14 protein-coding genes and 2 tRNA genes are annotated in these 15,469 nt (G+C 52.7%); 10 read left to right on the forward strand and 6 right to left on the reverse strand.

From position 1 onward, the window contains the following. The first annotated feature begins 234 nt into the window (after positions 1-234). Positions 235-1,650, forward strand: coding sequence for a glutamate--tRNA ligase (gltX, locus tag GFB57_RS11455; RefSeq protein ID WP_003028281.1), 1,416 nt, complete (start codon positions 235-237; stop codon positions 1,648-1,650). Positions 1,651-1,706: 56 nt separating this feature from the next. Here gltX and GFB57_RS11460 read toward each other — a convergent pair whose 3' ends face one another. After that, a complete protein-coding gene (locus GFB57_RS11460; RefSeq protein WP_003028279.1) occupies positions 1,707-2,099 on the reverse strand; it encodes a YfeC-like transcriptional regulator in 393 nt (130 codons plus the stop codon). 1 nt (position 2,100) lies between these two features. After that, positions 2,101-2,463 carry a YfeC-like transcriptional regulator gene (locus GFB57_RS11465; protein ID WP_003028277.1) on the reverse strand — a complete coding sequence of 121 codons (363 nt, stop codon included), beginning with the start codon at positions 2,461-2,463 and terminating at the stop codon, positions 2,101-2,103. 221 nt (positions 2,464-2,684) lie between these two features. Between GFB57_RS11465 and GFB57_RS11470 the strand changes: the two genes are divergently transcribed. Together GFB57_RS11470 and GFB57_RS11475 are read left to right on the forward strand one after the other, a co-directional pair. Then, a tRNA-Ala gene (locus GFB57_RS11470) sits at positions 2,685-2,760 on the forward strand. A gap of 42 nt (positions 2,761-2,802) precedes the next feature. Continuing rightward, positions 2,803-2,878, forward strand: a tRNA-Ala gene (locus GFB57_RS11475). 144 nt (positions 2,879-3,022) lie between these two features. On the opposite strand, the gene nupC is transcribed toward GFB57_RS11475, so the two are convergent. After that, on the reverse strand, positions 3,023-4,225 hold the full coding sequence (gene nupC / locus GFB57_RS11480) for a nucleoside permease NupC (RefSeq protein WP_003028275.1): 1,203 nt from the start codon (positions 4,223-4,225) through the stop codon (positions 3,023-3,025). Positions 4,226-4,568: 343 nt separating this feature from the next. On the opposite strand from nupC, the gene GFB57_RS11485 reads away from it, so the two are divergent. After that, entirely contained in the window at positions 4,569-5,807 is a 1,239-nt protein-coding gene (locus GFB57_RS11485) for an Nramp family divalent metal transporter (protein WP_003028272.1), read from the forward strand. A gap of 32 nt (positions 5,808-5,839) precedes the next feature. Here the strand turns inward: GFB57_RS11485 and ypeC are convergent, their stop codons facing one another. Both ypeC and mgrA read right to left on the reverse strand, forming a co-directional pair. Continuing rightward, positions 5,840-6,166 carry a DUF2502 domain-containing protein YpeC gene (gene ypeC, locus GFB57_RS11490; RefSeq protein WP_003028268.1) on the reverse strand — a complete coding sequence of 109 codons (327 nt, stop codon included), beginning with the start codon at positions 6,164-6,166 and terminating at the stop codon, positions 5,840-5,842. A gap of 137 nt (positions 6,167-6,303) precedes the next feature. Next, the gene (gene mgrA / locus GFB57_RS11495; protein ID WP_003028263.1) at positions 6,304-7,293 is read right to left on the reverse strand and encodes an L-glyceraldehyde 3-phosphate reductase; all 990 of its coding nucleotides are present in this window, start codon (positions 7,291-7,293) and stop codon (positions 6,304-6,306) included. A 181-nt stretch (positions 7,294-7,474) separates the two neighbouring features. On the opposite strand from mgrA, the gene GFB57_RS11500 reads away from it, so the two are divergent. Next, positions 7,475-9,127 (forward strand): thiamine pyrophosphate-binding protein, encoded by a 1,653-nt coding sequence (locus tag GFB57_RS11500; RefSeq protein WP_003028261.1) that lies wholly within the window; start codon positions 7,475-7,477, stop codon positions 9,125-9,127. On the opposite strand, the gene GFB57_RS11505 is transcribed toward GFB57_RS11500, so the two are convergent. Beyond that, complete coding sequence (locus tag GFB57_RS11505; protein ID WP_003028258.1) at positions 9,128-10,363, reverse strand: ion channel protein; 1,236 nt, start codon at positions 10,361-10,363, stop codon at positions 9,128-9,130. Positions 10,364-10,567: 204 nt separating this feature from the next. Between GFB57_RS11505 and glk the strand changes: the two genes are divergently transcribed. The 5 genes from glk to ypdE all read left to right on the forward strand — a co-directional run bounded on the left by glk (position 10,568) and on the right by ypdE (position 15,462). Beyond that, positions 10,568-11,533 carry a glucokinase gene (gene glk / locus GFB57_RS11510; RefSeq protein WP_003028256.1) on the forward strand — a complete coding sequence of 322 codons (966 nt, stop codon included), beginning with the start codon at positions 10,568-10,570 and terminating at the stop codon, positions 11,531-11,533. Between the two features lie 191 nt (positions 11,534-11,724). Then, entirely contained in the window at positions 11,725-12,051 is a 327-nt protein-coding gene (locus tag GFB57_RS11515; protein WP_003028254.1) for a fructose PTS transporter subunit IIB, read from the forward strand. Positions 12,052-12,071: 20 nt separating this feature from the next. After that, entirely contained in the window at positions 12,072-13,319 is a 1,248-nt protein-coding gene (locus GFB57_RS11520) for a PTS fructose transporter subunit IIC (protein ID WP_003028252.1), read from the forward strand. Between the two features lie 17 nt (positions 13,320-13,336). Then, a complete protein-coding gene (ypdF, locus tag GFB57_RS11525) occupies positions 13,337-14,422 on the forward strand; it encodes an aminopeptidase (RefSeq protein WP_003028250.1) in 1,086 nt (361 codons plus the stop codon). Continuing rightward, a complete protein-coding gene (gene ypdE / locus GFB57_RS11530) occupies positions 14,422-15,462 on the forward strand; it encodes an aminopeptidase (RefSeq protein WP_003028248.1) in 1,041 nt (346 codons plus the stop codon). Before ypdF ends, ypdE begins: the two co-directional genes overlap by 1 nt. Positions 15,463-15,469 lie beyond the last annotated feature (7 nt).

Genomic DNA, 15,469 nt, shown 5'->3' on the forward strand with positions numbered 1-15,469 from the left:
GGAGAGTTGAAAATGAGTCAACGCATTTTCTAAAGAATTTGTTCGTTCGTCGTAAATTTAAACAAAACGATCGCAAATCAATCCATGCAGCATGATTTGTATACGAAAATGGCAAAGCGTGATGTTCCAACCTGAACAACATTGAGGAATCAGACCACAGTGATAGAATACGAGCCTGATAATCTTCCCAGGATTTGCCGGTTGTCGGCATCTTTATAAACGTAAGGCCATTTCATGAAAATCAAAACTCGCTTCGCGCCAAGCCCGACAGGTTACCTGCACGTCGGTGGTGCGCGTACTGCTCTATATTCCTGGCTTTTTGCACGTAACCATGACGGTGAGTTTGTGCTGCGTATTGAAGACACCGATCTCGAACGCTCCACTCCGGAAGCTATTGAAGCCATTATGGATGGCATGAACTGGCTGAATCTGGAATGGGATGAAGGCCCGTACTTCCAGACCAAACGTTTTGATCGCTACAACGCCGTGATTGATGAGATGCTGGAAGCCGGTACCGCGTATAAATGCTACTGCTCCAAAGAGCGTCTGGACGCGCTGCGTGAAGAGCAGATGGCAAACGGTGAGAAACCTCGTTACGACGGTCGCTGCCGCCACGGTCATGAACATCATGCTGCTGATGAACCATGTGTGGTGCGTTTTGCCAACCCGCAGGATGGATCCGTTATTTTTGATGACCAGATCCGTGGGCCGATCGAATTCAGCAACCAGGAGTTGGACGATCTGATCATCCGCCGTACCGACGGTTCCCCGACCTACAACTTCTGTGTGGTGGTCGACGACTGGGATATGGAAATCACTCACGTTATTCGTGGTGAAGACCATATCAACAACACTCCGCGTCAGATAAACATCCTGAAAGCGCTGAATGCGCCGGTACCGGTTTATGCACACGTGTCGATGATCAACGGCGACGATGGTAAAAAACTTTCTAAACGTCACGGTGCGGTCAGCGTTATGCAGTATCGCGACGACGGTTACCTTCCGGAAGCGCTGCTGAACTATCTGGTGCGTCTGGGCTGGTCCAGCGGCGATCAGGAAATCTTCACCCGTGAAGAGATGATCAAATTGTTCTCCCTTGGTGCGGTGAGCAAGTCTGCCAGTGCGTTCAACACCGAAAAACTGCAGTGGCTGAACCATCACTACATTAATGCGCTGGCACCGGAATATGTGGCAACGCATCTGCAATGGCACATTGAGCAGGAAAATATCGATACTCGCGTCGGCCCGCAGCTGTCGGAGCTGGTTAAACTGCTGGGTGAGCGCTGCAAAACGCTGAAAGAGATGGCGCAGAGCTGCCGTTACTTCTACGAAGATTTTGCTGAGTTCGACGCGGACGCCGCGAAGAAACACCTGCGTCCGGTAGCACGTCAGCCGCTGGAAGTGGTTCGCGATAAACTGGCTGCTATCAGCGAGTGGACGGCAGAAAACGTGCACCACGCGATTCAGGCGACCGCTGATGAGCTGGAAGTAGGTATGGGTAAAGTTGGGATGCCGCTGCGCGTAGCCGTAACCGGTGCGGGTCAGTCTCCGGCGTTAGACGTCACAGTGCATGCGATTGGTAAATCCCGCAGCATTGAGCGTATTAATAAAGCGCTGGCGTTTATTGCTGAGCGTGAAAGCCAGCAGTAAGATCGGTTGAGCGATGAAACAACGGCAGGAGCGCATCCTGCCGTTTTTTTTGCCTGTTATTCAGACTCATCAATACCCAGACGGGTAAGGAAAGTGCGAATACCTTCGCGAGAAATATACATTGCCAGCTTTTCTTGTTCCGTTGGGGACATGTTGTCCAGTGCGCTAATTATTTGGCGACAGGCGTGGCTACGCACCACGTGGTTGTATTCTGCCAACGGTTCCTCTGCCTGATAAATTTCAGGTACTTTGCGAAAAGCCGGAATATTGAGCAGAAACGTGCGGACGCTGGAGTCGATATGAATCAGCCTTGCACGACCCCCTTTAACGCCGGGAAACTTTTCGGTGGTCCAGTTTTGTTCTCTGATCCAACGATTGACGGTTTGTTTGGCAACTCCGAGACAGTCCGCCAGTTCTTCGGTCGTCATTTTGCTGCGTAATTTTTTCATATTATTTGTTGTCGCGGATCCCTAAGCGTTGTAATAAACCCGTAATGCCTTCACGCAGGATCAGTGACGTAAACATTTTCTGTTCTGACGGAGTCATCTCTTTGGCGAGCCTAATCAGTAGAGCTTCGATAGAGGTATCGCCTGATAACGATAAATTATCTGATAAACCTTCGGCTGAACGCTCAGCACTGCGAATGTATTCACGAACTTGTTCGGTGACGTGAACCAGACGCGCTTTACCGCCCTGTACGCCTGGTTTTGGTGATGTAGCCCAACCCTCCTTGCGCACCCATTTATTGATGGTCTGTCGGCTGTATCCGGTCAGATTAGCAAGTTCTTCTGGCGTCATCCGTTCCTTGAACATAACGATTCCCTGAATAGTCTTGGGGTTAATTAGTGGCTCATTTTATAGCACCATTTTAGTAGAAACCGTGACGCGTTTAACTACTGAATGCGAGTTGTTACGCAATGTTCTTCATTTGATTGCTTTTTCAGCGATTGAATTCTATGAGTTAATTTTGCCGTTGACACACGCGAAGGGAATTCATATGATGCCGCCCGTCAACTCGACAAGCTTTACGTAATGGGGCTATAGCTCAGCTGGGAGAGCGCTTGCATGGCATGCAAGAGGTCAGCGGTTCGATCCCGCTTAGCTCCACCAAATTTTATCCCAACAAATTTGGTATATACGTAAAAGCATCGTGGGGCTATAGCTCAGCTGGGAGAGCGCTTGCATGGCATGCAAGAGGTCAGCGGTTCGATCCCGCTTAGCTCCACCAAAATTTAAACCCTCGCTGAAAAGCGGGGGTTTTTTGTTTCTGCATCCTGTCGATTCTTACCGATATCTCTCTGCTCTGCTAAATAGCAGGCATAAAAAAGCCGGGGAAATTCCCCGGCCTCATCACTACGATGTTGTCTTACGCTTACAGCACCAGTGCCGCGATAGATGCAGACAGTACGCTCACCAGCGTAGAGCCGTACACCAGCTTCAGACCAAAGCGGGAAACTACGTTACCTTGCTCTTCGTTCAGACCTTTAATCGCACCGGCGATAATACCGATAGAAGAGAAGTTAGCGAAGGAGACCAGGAACACAGAGATGATGCCTTCAGCGCGCGGAGAGAGCGTAGAGGCGATTTTCTGCAGGTCCATCATCGCAACGAATTCGTTGGAAACCAGTTTTGTCGCCATGATACTGCCCACCTGCAGCGCTTCGCTGGACGGTACACCCATTACCCATGCAACCGGGTAGAAGATGTAACCCAGGATGCCCTGGAAGGAGATGCTGTAACCAAACCAGCCGGTCACGGTGGCAAACAGGGCGTTCAGGGCAGCGATTAACGCGATGAAACCAATCAGCATCGCCGCAACGATAATTGCCACTTTGAAACCCGCCAGGATGTATTCACCCAGCATTTCGAAGAAGCTCTGACCTTCATGCAGGTTAGACATCTGGATATTTTCTTCGCTGGCATCAACGCGGTAAGGGTTGATCAGCGACAGCACGATAAAGGTGCTGAACATGTTCAGTACCAACGCCGCAACAACGTACTTCGGCTCCAGCATGGTCATGTACGCGCCGACGATAGACATGGAAACGGTAGACATCGCCGTTGCAGCCATGGTGTACATACGGTTGCGAGACATTTTGCCGAGAATATCTTTATAGGCGATAAAGTTCTCGGACTGACCCAGGATCAGAGAGCTGACGGCGTTGAAGGATTCCAGCTTGCCCATACCGTTCACTTTGGAAAGCAGGTAACCAATTGCGCGGATGATAACCGGCAGCACACGGATATGCTGAAGGATACCGATTAGGGCGGAGATAAAGACGATAGGGCACAGCACTTTCAGGAAGAAAAATGCCAGGCCTTGATCATTCATGCTGCCGAAGACGAAGTTCGTCCCCTCGTTGGCAAAACCGAGCAGTTTTTCGAACATTTCGGAGAAGCCTTTTACGAAGCCCAGGCCGACGTTGGAGTTCAGGAAGAACCACGCCAGTAACACTTCAATAACAAGCAGTTGAATAACATAACGAATGCGAATCTTTTTACGGTCACTGCTTACCAGCAGCGCAAGGATCGCAACAACGGCCAATGCCAATACAAAATGAAGGACGCGGTCCATATTTGCTCCAAATATGAGGCAGGTTTAGTTTTCGTGCACATTCTATGTAACAACCATAAAGAAAACGAGATCAAACACACACTATAATAAGGACCTGTGACGAGATTCAAAATTAGTGATCGGTGATACACTTCCGTTATGCTTAGTATCGAAGTGAAAAGTTATGTCATTGTGCTAATCTATAACAATAATTAAACATCTTACCGTTTTTCCCAGAATCCTTATCGATCCATAGACAAACACTATCAGAGAAATCAACTTCACCCATCAAAATGAATTTGATAATCATTCTCAATAGGCGTAGCTTGAAACATAGCAAAGGCTATGTTTCTGAGGCACTAAAATGACTAACGATCGCGTTGAGAGTAGCAGTGGACGGGCAGCGCGCAAGTTGAAGCTCGCATTAATGGGACCTGCGTTCATCGCGGCGATCGGCTATATCGATCCGGGCAACTTCGCCACCAACATCCAGGCAGGGGCCAGCTTTGGCTATAAACTGTTGTGGGTGGTGGTCTGGGCAAATCTGATGGCGATGCTGATCCAGGTGCTATCGGCAAAGCTTGGCATTGCCACGGGTAAAAATCTGGCGGAGCAAATTCGCGATCACTATCCTCGTCCGGTGGTGTGGTTCTACTGGGTGCAGGCCGAAATTATCGCCATGGCGACAGACCTTGCTGAATTCATTGGTGCCGCGATTGGCTTTAAGTTGATCCTCGGCGTGTCGTTATTGCAGGGTGCCGTGCTCACCGGTATCGCGACTTTTTTGATTCTGATGTTGCAGCGCCGCGGGCAAAAACCGCTGGAAAAAGTGATTGGCGGCTTGCTGCTGTTTGTGGCTGCGGCTTACATTGTGGAATTGATCTTTTCCCAGCCGAACTTCGCGCAACTTAGCAAGGGGATGGTTATCCCGAGCCTACCTAATTCCGAAGCGGTGTTCCTCGCCGCTGGCGTGCTCGGTGCGACTATCATGCCGCATGTCATTTATCTGCACTCTTCCTTAACCCAGCATCTGCACGGCGGAACACGTCAACAGCGCTATGCGGCCACGAAATGGGATGTGGCTATCGCCATGACGATTGCCGGATTTGTCAATCTGGCGATGATGGCGACGGCTGCCGCTGCATTTCATTTTAGCGGGCATACCGGTATTGCCGATCTCGATCAAGCGTATCTGACACTTGAACCGCTGTTGAGTCACGCTGCGGCGACAGTGTTCGGTTTAAGCCTGGTGGCTGCGGGACTTTCCTCTACCGTGGTCGGTACGCTGGCGGGGCAGGTGGTGATGCAAGGGTTTATCCGTTTTCACATTCCGCTTTGGGTTCGCCGTACGGTCACCATGATGCCATCCTTTATTGTGATTCTGATGGGATTAGATCCAACGCGTATTCTGGTGATGAGCCAGGTGTTGCTCAGTTTTGGTATTGCACTGGCGCTGGTGCCGCTGTTGATTTTCACCAGCAACAGTCAGCTGATGGGCGATTTGGTGAATACCCGATGGGTAAAACAGGTAGGCTGGGTGATTGTTGTGCTGGTGGTGACGCTCAATATCTGGCTGTTGGTAGGAACTGCACTCGGTTTGTAAAAACAAAAGGGCCCACAGGCCCTTTTGTTACATTAATGGTGGTGTCCGTGACCACGCCCGCGACCGCGGTGGTCGTCACGGTCATTCCAGCCTTCACGGTAGCCGCGCTCATAAGCTTTGCGTTTATCCCAGCCCCGATGATAGCCATTGTCATGACGCCACCAGCGATTTTTACGCCACTCATAGTTATTGTGCCAGTAATCCCGGTCGCGCCAGCGACCGCCATCCCAGTAGTTACCGTAGTTATCGCGATCGCCAATTTGCAATTTTATTGATGGCAGCAGGGTGATTTCGCCAGCGTTCGCGGCCAGCGGTGTAAAAGCCAATAAGACTGCCGCCAGAATCAGTGACCTGAACATGTTTTCTCTCCTTCACGATCGAGCCGTAGCCGGCCTGTTAACGTAATATTACGGGGCAGTAAAGCCCCGTTTCATCGCCTTAACTCTTAAATCGTAAGTGAGAGCACTTTTTGTTAATAAATGTGTCTTTATTTCAATCAACTCAGGATAGCATCAATCTCCGCGCACTCTTCAGACGTAAAGTGACGGTTTGCCAGCATGCCGACAGCGTCTTCAATCTGCGCCGTTTTACTCGCGCCAATCAGCACTGACGTGACTTTGTCATCCCGTAACACCCATGCCAGCGCCATCTGGGAAAGCTTTTGCCCGCGTCGATCTGCCAGCGCATTCAGCGCCCGCACCTTCTCCAGTTTCTCTGGCGTAATTTGATCCGGGTTCAGGAAACGGCTGCCGCTTGCCGCACGAGAATCCGCAGGAATGCCGTTCAGGTAGCGGTCGGTTAACTGCCCGCCTGCCAGCGGTGAAAAGGCGATACTGCCGACGCCTTTTTCCTGTAACAACGACAGCAGACCGCCTTCGACCCAACGTTCAAACATGGAATATTTGGGCTGGTGAATAAGGCATGGCGTACCTAAATCGTCGAGTATTTCAATCGCCTGTCTGGCAAGATCTGCTGGATAGTTAGACAACCCGACGTACAGGGCTTTGCCCTGACGGACGATGTGATCCAGTGCGCGCATGGTTTCTTTGAGCGGTGTTTCAGGGTCGGGGCGATGGTGGTAGAAAATATCGACATACTCCAGTCCCAGGCGCTTCAGGCTTTGATCGAGACTGGCAATCAGATATTTGCGTGAACCCCAGTCACCGTAGGGACCTTCCCACATGGTGTAGCCCGCTTTAGTGGAAATAATAAGCTCATCTCGCCACGGTAAAAAATCTTCCTGCAGGATCCGACCAAAATTCCGTTCTGCCGAACCCGGCGGTGGACCATAGTTATTTGCCAGATCAAAATGGTTGATCCCCAGATCGAATGCGCGCTGTAATAATGCCCGACTGTTTTCGACCTGTGTGGTATCGCCAAAATTGTGCCACAAACCCAGCGAGACAATCGGCAGTTTAAGGCCGCTCTGACCGCAGCGGCGGTACTCCATTGTCTGATAACGATTTTCATCTGCGTGATAAACCATGTCACCCCCTTCCACAATGCATGTGTCTTTCAGTGTATACGGTTACACCGTCTATTCTTCAATGAATTTTTACCGCCAAAACTGTAAATCCTGCTTTCCACCCCTTCACAGCGACTTTCCTGGACAGTCATCACAGTTCTTCGATACTCAACATGAGGTTACCGTCAGAAGGATAGCTGTCATGCAAACCCCGTATTCCGTTGCTGATTATCTGCTGGACAGGCTGGCAGGCTGTGGCGTCGGCCATCTATTTGGTGTGCCTGGCGATTATAATTTGCAGTTTCTTGACCACGTGATTGAACATCCCAACGTATGTTGGGTCGGGTGTGCGAACGAGTTGAATGCGGCTTATGCGGCAGATGGCTATGCACGGGTCTCCGGGGTAGGGGCGCTGCTCACCACGTTTGGTGTGGGCGAGTTAAGTGCGATTAACGGTATTGCAGGAAGTTATGCGGAATATGTTCCTGTTTTGCATATTGTTGGCGCGCCCTGTCGCGGTGCACAGCGTCGTGGGGAGTTGATGCATCACACGCTGGGTGATGGTGACTTTCAACATTTTTACCGTATGCAGCAGGCGGTGACGACGGCGAGCGCGGTACTGGATGAACAAAACGCCTGTTATGAAATTGACCGCGTGTTGCGAGCAATGCTCATCGAACGCAGGCCGGGCTATCTGATGTTACCTGCTGATGTGGCAAAACAGCCCGCCACACCACCGAATGACATCCTGATTGTTCCTCTGAGCGAGCCGGAGAGCAGTGTGGCAGAAGCGTTTCGCTACCATGCCCGTGAACGATTGTTGGACAGCCCGCGCGTCGCGCTGCTCGCGGACTTTCTCGCGCTACGTTTTGGTCTGCAGCCGGTTTTACAGCGCTGGATGGCGGAAACGCCGATGGCCCACGCTACGTTGTTGATGGGCAAAGGGCTGTTCGATGAACGTCATCCGGCGTTTGTTGGCACGTACAGTGCCGGAGCCAGTAGCGATTATGTTCGTCTGGCTATCGAAGATGCTGACACGATATTTTGTGTCGGCACACAATTTGTCGACACCCTGACCGCCGGGTTTACGCAACAGCTACCGCAGGAGCGCACCATTGATGTTCAGCCACATGCCTCACGGATTGGAACCAGCTGGTTTAACATCCCGATGGAGCAGGCGGTCACCACATTGCGGGAGCTGTGTCTGGAAATGTCGTTTTCACTGCCGCCAGAACGTCCGCCAGTTGCGCGCATTCAGGTTGAGAAGGGGCCTCTGACGCAGGAAAACTTCTGGCATACGGTGCAGCAGTATCTGGCGCCTAATGATATTATCCTCGTCGATCAGGGAACCGCCGCCTTTGGCGCGGCTGCGCTCTCATTACCTTGCGGGGCGGAAGTACTGGTTCAACCGTTGTGGGGATCTATTGGCTACGCGCTACCGGCGGCATTCGGCGCGCAAACGGCCTGTCCGGACCGTCGGGTGATCCTGATTATTGGCGATGGCGCGGCGCAGCTCACCATTCAGGAGCTGGGCTCCATGCTCAGAGACGGGCAATCACCCGTTATTTTACTCCTCAACAATGACGGCTATACCGTGGAGCGGGCTATACACGGGGCAAATCAGCGCTATAACGATATCGCCGCCTGGAGCTGGACGTTGGTGCCGCAGGCGTTTAGTCGTGAATGTCAGGCGGAATGCTGGCGGGTGACGCAGGCGGTACAGCTGGAGGAAGTTTTGGCCAGGCTGTCCCATCCGCAACGATTGTCGTTAATTGAGGTGGTGCTACCGAAAGCTGATCTTCCTGAATTATTGCGCACAGTGACCCGTGCGCTGGAATCTCGCAACGGCGGATAGCTATTTATCAGGGCGTTCAGCGACCATCAACGGCTTGCCTGCCAGCAGCAGCCAGGCGGGCAGCATGACGATGCACAGCAGCGGCAGCAGGGTGGAATCTGGTACCACTACTGCTGCCATAAACAGGCTCAGCCAGGCGTCGCGGGTGACGACCAGCACCAGCCCGAGGATAGAGCAAGAAACCGTGATGGCAGCCGGCACCGCTTCAACATGGGCGTGCAGCATCAGACCCAAGGCGACACCAACGAATACCGCCGGGAAGATTCGTCCTCCGCGAAAACCACTCGCTGCCGCAACTACTAACGCCGCCAGCTTAATTACGGCGAGCATGAAATAATCCGATGTCCCCAGCGTTTGGCTAAACGCCATCTGCTGCATTTCGTCCAGTCCCTTAAACAAGGTAAGCGGCCCGCCGATAACACCCAAAATTCCAAGGATAAAACCGCCTGCCCCGAGGATCAGTACCGGGTGTTTTAATCGATGCATTAAATGGTGCAAACGTGGCAGACACCAGACGGCTACCATTCCGGCAGCAATAGCGATTGCGGCAACAACCGCGCCGCTGAGGATATCGATCAAGTGCATCTGCGTGTAGTGCGCGATGGGCAGTGAAAAATGGGGGTGAAAAAACAGGCTGGTGGTTAGCGAACCCGCGGCCGCGGCCATTAACGGCGCGAACAGGCGATCCCACAAGGGCACATCGTTTGAGCTATTCAGCGTTTGCGAAAATATCAGCGCAGCGGCAACGGGGGTGCCAAATAGCGCGCCGATGGTGCCGGCAGAGGCGAGAATGGTCCAGTCCAGTTTCGCAATGCGGGGAAACATGCGGCTACCAAGTGCCACTGCCAGAGCGATATTTACGGTCATGATGGGGTGTTCCGGACCCAGACTGACGCCACCCGCGAGGCCAAGGATTAGCGCTGCCAGCAGGCCCGGTAGTGCTGACGTTGGCACCGGCATACCAATTAACGGTTCACAGGCCGGATCCGGACCTGCGTGACCATGGCTGTAACGGATAACTAACCCGACCATGATCCCCGTGAGCGTCAGCATACCGATAATCCAGACCGGAGAGTCTTGGGCTATACCGATGCTAACAGGCAGACGTTCCCACAAAAACTGCTGTAAAACGGAAGCCACTTTCATCACAACGATCAACACCAGGCTGGACGCTATGCCAATGATTAGCGCTGGGGTTGATAGCAAGAGCATCGTTCTGGCTCGCGGATGGAGCATTTTCTATTCCTTAAAACAGAGTCATAGACATAGTTTGCACAGCATGCCTGACGGCATCGCTGCAAATGGTGCTGAAACGATAAAGTAATTGTGTGATCTGGATCGATTTTCCACGGGCATCAGCCTTCAGACCGTTGTTGTTATGTCCCCATGAATTTACAGTGTGGCAAAGATTTAATCTGACTTTAGCGGAGCAGTGGAAGAATGACAAAATATGCTTTAGTAGGGGATGTTGGCGGCACCAACGCGCGTCTTGCTCTGTGCGATATTGCCAGCGGCGAGATTTCGCAGGCAAAAACCTATTCCGGGCTTGATTACCCCAGTCTGGAAGCCGTGGTGCGCGTGTACCTGGATGAGCATAGCGTCAGCGTCGAAGATGGCTGCATTGCCATTGCCTGTCCGATTACTGGCGACTGGGTGGCAATGACCAACCATACCTGGGCATTCTCTATTGCTGAGATGAAAAAAAATCTGGGCTTTAGCCATCTGGAAATCATCAATGATTTCACCGCCGTGTCGATGGCGATCCCGATGCTGAAAAAAGAGCATTTGATCCAGTTTGGTGGCGCGGAACCTGTTGAAGGTAAACCGATAGCCGTCTATGGCGCAGGAACCGGGCTCGGTGTGGCGCATCTGGTGCATGTGGACAAACGCTGGGTAAGCCTGCCCGGTGAAGGCGGTCATGTAGATTTTGCGCCTAACAGCGAAGAAGAAGGAATTATCCTTGAAGTCCTGCGCGCCGAAATTGGTCATGTTTCCGCAGAACGTGTGCTGTCTGGTCCGGGGCTGGTGAATCTGTATCGCGCCATCGTCAAATCAGACGGGCGGTTGCCGGAAAATCTGCAGCCGAAGGATATCACCGCACGGGCGCTGGAAGATTCCTGCATTGACTGTCGTCGGGCGCTGTCGCTGTTCTGCGTCATTATGGGGCGTTTTGGTGGCGATCTGGCGTTAACCCTTGGGACGTTTGGCGGTGTGTACATCGCCGGTGGTATCGTACCGCGCTTCCTCGACTTCTTTAAGGCTTCAGGCTTCCGCGGTGGTTTTGAAGATAAAGGCCGTTTTAAAGCCTACGTGCAGGATATTCCGGTGTACCTGATTGTGCACGATAATCCTGGACTACTTGGCGCAGGTGCGCATTTGCGTCAGACGCTGGGCCATATTCTTTAATTCTTCAATCAGAAATCTGCAAAACCGCGTAAATCACGCGGTTTTTTTATGCCTGCCGCCCACCTTTCCGACCTTCGTCACACTTCTTGATTGCTGGATTATTTGTCCAGTAAAAGCATTATTTGTCTGATAACGGTTGTTACTTTCCTCGGACCATAATTTCACTCGTTAACTATTACGAGGAAATGATTATGAGTAAAAAATTAATTGCCGTCTGCGCGTGCCCAATGGGGCTGGCCCACACCTTTATGGCAGCTCAGGCGCTGGAAGAAGCCGCGGTTGAAGCCGGTTATGAAGTGAAAATCGAAACCCAGGGTGCTGACGGAATACAAAATCGCCTGACGGCGCAGGATATTGCTGAGGCGACGTTAATCATCCATTCAGTTGCCGTAACTCCAGAAGATAACGAGCGTTTTGAGTCGCGTGATGTCTACGAAATTACGCTACAGGACGCGATAAAAAATGCTGCCGGCATCATTAAAGAGATCGAAGAGATGGTTGCCGCTGAACAACAATAATCATCGACAGGGAATTACATATGGCCATTAAAAAACGCAGTGCAACCGTTGTGCCTGGCGCATCTGGTGCGGCAGCGGCAATAAAAAATCCACCGGCCTCCCGCAATAGCTTCTGGGGCGAACTTCCGCAACATGTGATGTCGGGTATTTCACGCATGGTGCCGACGTTAATTATGGGCGGGGTGATTCTCGCCTTCTCGCAACTGATCGCCTATAGCTGGCTCGATATTCCTGCTGACACTGGCATCATGGATGCGCTGAACAGCGGAAAATTTACCGGTTTTAATCTCTCATTACTGAAGTTTGCCTGGCTGTCGCAATCTTTTGGCGGCGTGCTGTTTGGTTTTGCTATTCCGATGTTTGCCGCGTTTGTCGCCAACTCCATCGGCGGCAAGCTGGCGTTTCCGGCGGGGTTCATTGGCGGGCTGATGTCTACTCAGCCGACACAAATACTGAATTTTGACCCATCAACGCTGCAATGGGTAACCAGTGCTCCGGTTCCGTCAACCTTTATTGGTGCGCTGATTATCTCGATTGTCGCCGGGTATCTGGTGAAGTGGATGAACCAAAAAATCCAGCTGCCTGATTTCCTGCTGGCATTCAAAACCACCTTTTTACTGCCCATTCTCTCCGCCATTTTCGTCATGCTGGCGATGTATTACGTGATAACGCCGTTTGGCGGCTGGATTAACGGCGGGATCCGTACTTTGCTGACGGCGGCTGGCGAGAAAGGCACGCTGATGTACGCGATGGGGATTTCCGCGGCAACGGCGATTGACCTCGGCGGCCCGATTAATAAAGCCGCAGGTTTTGTCGCCTTCAGCTTTACTACCGATCACGTTCTGCCGGTCACCGCGCGCTCTATTGCGATTGTCATTCCGCCGATTGGCCTCGGACTGGCCACGCTTATTGACCGTCGCTTAACCGGCAAACGCCTGTTCAGCGCACAGCTTTACCCGCAGGGGAAAACGGCAATGTTCCTCGCATTTATGGGAATCAGCGAAGGGGCGATCCCGTTTGCACTGGAAAGCCCCATCACCGCAATTCCTTCTTATATGGTTGGCGCCATTGTTGGGTCGACGGCTGCCGTCTGGCTGGGGGCCGTGCAGTGGTTCCCGGAATCCGCTATCTGGGCGTGGCCGCTGGTGACTAACCTCGGCGTCTATATGGCGGGGATCCTGTTAGGTGCGGTGATTACGGCGCTGATGGTGGTGTTCCTTCGCCATCTGATGTATCGCAAAGGCAAGTTGCTGATTGAAAGCCTCTGATTAAAAGGATTGTAACTATGAGCTTACTTGCTTCACTGCGCGACTGGTTAACGGCGCAACAACTCGACGCGATGCTGTTGTCATCACGGCAGAACAAACAGCCGCATATGGGGATCTCCAGCAGTTCAGGGTTTGTGTTTATCAGCCATGAAAGTGCGCATATCCTGGTTGATGCCCGTTACTACACCGATATTGCCACGCGTACTCAGGGCTATCAGATCCATCGGCTCGATGGAGCGCAGACGCTATTTTCGCAGGTGAATCACATTATTGCGCACGAAAAGCTGCAGACGGTGGGATTCGAAGGTGAGCAAGTAAGCTGGGAAACGGCGAACGCGTGGTCGGACAAACTGCGCGCCCGACTGGTGAGCGCCGTACCGGATGTGCTCCGGCAGGTGAAAACGGCGCAGGAAATAGCCTGCATCCGCGAAGCCTGCCGGATAGCTGACCTCAGCGCGGAACATATACGACGCTTTATTCAACCCGGTCTCAGTGAGCGCGAAATTGCCGCTGAACTGGAGTGGTTTATGCGCACGCTCGGCGCAGATAAAGCTTCTTTTGACACCATTGTCGCCAGCGGCTGGCGCGGTGCGCTGCCACACGGCAAAGCCAGCGACAAACGTGTTGAGGTGGGTGAGTTCATCACGCTGGATTTTGGCGCGCTGTATCAGGGTTATTGCTCGGATATGACGCGAACCTTTCGCATCCCCGATGCGAACCAGCCAGCGGAAGAAAGCGCGCTGTTTGCCGTGTACCAGATTGTCCTTGCGGCGCAGCGTGCCGCGGTGGCGGCAATTCGACCAGGTGCGCGATGCAATGAGGTAGACGCCGCAGCCAGGCGGGTCATTACCCAGGCGGGCTATGGCGATGCATTTGGTCACAACACCGGACATGCTATCGGCATTGAAGTGCATGAAAATCCACGTTTTTCCTCCGACGACACAACACCTCTGGTCGCTGGCATGCTGCTCACCGTTGAGCCGGGTATTTATCTGCCGGGGCAGGGGGGTGTGCGTATTGAAGATGTTGTGCTGGTTACGCCTGACGGCGGCGAGGTGCTCTATACCATGGCGAAAACATTGCTACACACGGGAGAGGCGTAATGGATTTATCGTTACTAAAGGCGCTGAGCGAGGCGGACGCGATCGCCTCGTCAGAACAGGAAGTGCGGCAGAGCCTGCTTGAGGAGGCGGATCGTCTTAATAAAGAGGTGCGCTTCGATGGTCTGGGATCGGTGCTGATCCGTCTCAATGAATCAACCGGTCCGAAGGTGATGATCTGCGCGCATATGGATGAAGTGGGATTTATCGTGCGTAGTATTTCCAGCGAAGGGGCGATCGATGTATTGCCGGTGGGAAATGTGCGTATGGCGGCCAGACAACTGCAGCCGGTGCGGATCACCACCCGTGAAGAGAGTAAAATTCCCGGTCTGCTCGACGGAGAGCGCTGCGGTAATGAGGTCAATACGCTGCGGGTAGATATTGGCGCGCGATCTTATGATGAGGTACTCCAGGCCGGCGTACGCCCCGGCGATCGCGTCACATTCGACACAACCTTTCAGGTCTTGCCGCACCAGCGAATCATGGGCAAAGCCTTTGATGACCGTCTTGGATGTTATTTGCTGGTGGCGCTACTGCGTGAATGGCATAACGCCATACTTCCTTGCGAGGTCTGGCTGGTGGCCAGTTCCAGTGAAGAAGTGGGACTGCGCGGAGGACAAACGGCTGCACGCGTTGTCGCACCGGATGTGGCGTTTGTGCTGGATACTGCCTGCTGGGCCAAAAACTTTGATTACAGTGCGGCCAATCACCGACAGCTCGGTAAAGGCCCGATGCTGGTGTTAAGCGATAAATCGCTGATTGCACCACCAAAGCTGACGGCGTGGGTTGAAAGCGTGGCCGCTGACGCGGGTATTTCCCTGCAGCTCGATATGTTCAGTAACGGTGGCACCGACGGCGGGGCGGTGCACGTAAGCGGTACAGGGATCCCAACTGTTGTCATGGGACCCGCCACACGGTATGGACATTGCGCGGCGTCGATTGCCGACTGCCGGGACATCATCCAGACGCAGCAGCTGTTGTCGGCTCTTATTTCACATCTTACGTGCGAAACCGTGGCTCATCTGACGGATTTCAGGTGCTGATTTCGCG

Source organism: Citrobacter sp. S39, from assembly GCF_009495675.1.
Taxonomy (GTDB): Bacteria; Pseudomonadota; Gammaproteobacteria; order Enterobacterales; family Enterobacteriaceae; genus Citrobacter; species Citrobacter freundii.

Bases quoted from the DNA above. Each gene is read 5' to 3' on its own strand.
- GFB57_RS11500 (WP_003028261.1), top strand. From the start codon at position 7,475: ATGCAAACCCCGTATTCCGTTGCTGATTATCTGCTGGACAGGCTGGCA.
- GFB57_RS11515 (WP_003028254.1), top strand. From the start codon at position 11,725: ATGAGTAAAAAATTAATTGCCGTCTGCGCGTGCCCAATGGGGCTGGCC.
- GFB57_RS11505 (WP_003028258.1), bottom strand. From the start codon at position 10,363: ATGCTCCATCCGCGAGCCAGAACGATGCTCTTGCTATCAACCCCAGCG.
- ypdE (WP_003028248.1), top strand. From the start codon at position 14,422: ATGGATTTATCGTTACTAAAGGCGCTGAGCGAGGCGGACGCGATCGCC.
- ypeC (WP_003028268.1), bottom strand. From the start codon at position 6,166: ATGTTCAGGTCACTGATTCTGGCGGCAGTCTTATTGGCTTTTACACCG.
- GFB57_RS11460 (WP_003028279.1), bottom strand. From the start codon at position 2,099: ATGAAAAAATTACGCAGCAAAATGACGACCGAAGAACTGGCGGACTGT.
- GFB57_RS11485 (WP_003028272.1), top strand. From the start codon at position 4,569: ATGACTAACGATCGCGTTGAGAGTAGCAGTGGACGGGCAGCGCGCAAG.
- gltX (WP_003028281.1), top strand. From the start codon at position 235: ATGAAAATCAAAACTCGCTTCGCGCCAAGCCCGACAGGTTACCTGCAC.
- glk (WP_003028256.1), top strand. From the start codon at position 10,568: ATGACAAAATATGCTTTAGTAGGGGATGTTGGCGGCACCAACGCGCGT.
- GFB57_RS11465 (WP_003028277.1), bottom strand. From the start codon at position 2,463: ATGTTCAAGGAACGGATGACGCCAGAAGAACTTGCTAATCTGACCGGA.
- GFB57_RS11520 (WP_003028252.1), top strand. From the start codon at position 12,072: ATGGCCATTAAAAAACGCAGTGCAACCGTTGTGCCTGGCGCATCTGGT.
- nupC (WP_003028275.1), bottom strand. From the start codon at position 4,225: ATGGACCGCGTCCTTCATTTTGTATTGGCATTGGCCGTTGTTGCGATC.
- mgrA (WP_003028263.1), bottom strand. From the start codon at position 7,293: ATGGTTTATCACGCAGATGAAAATCGTTATCAGACAATGGAGTACCGC.
- ypdF (WP_003028250.1), top strand. From the start codon at position 13,337: ATGAGCTTACTTGCTTCACTGCGCGACTGGTTAACGGCGCAACAACTC.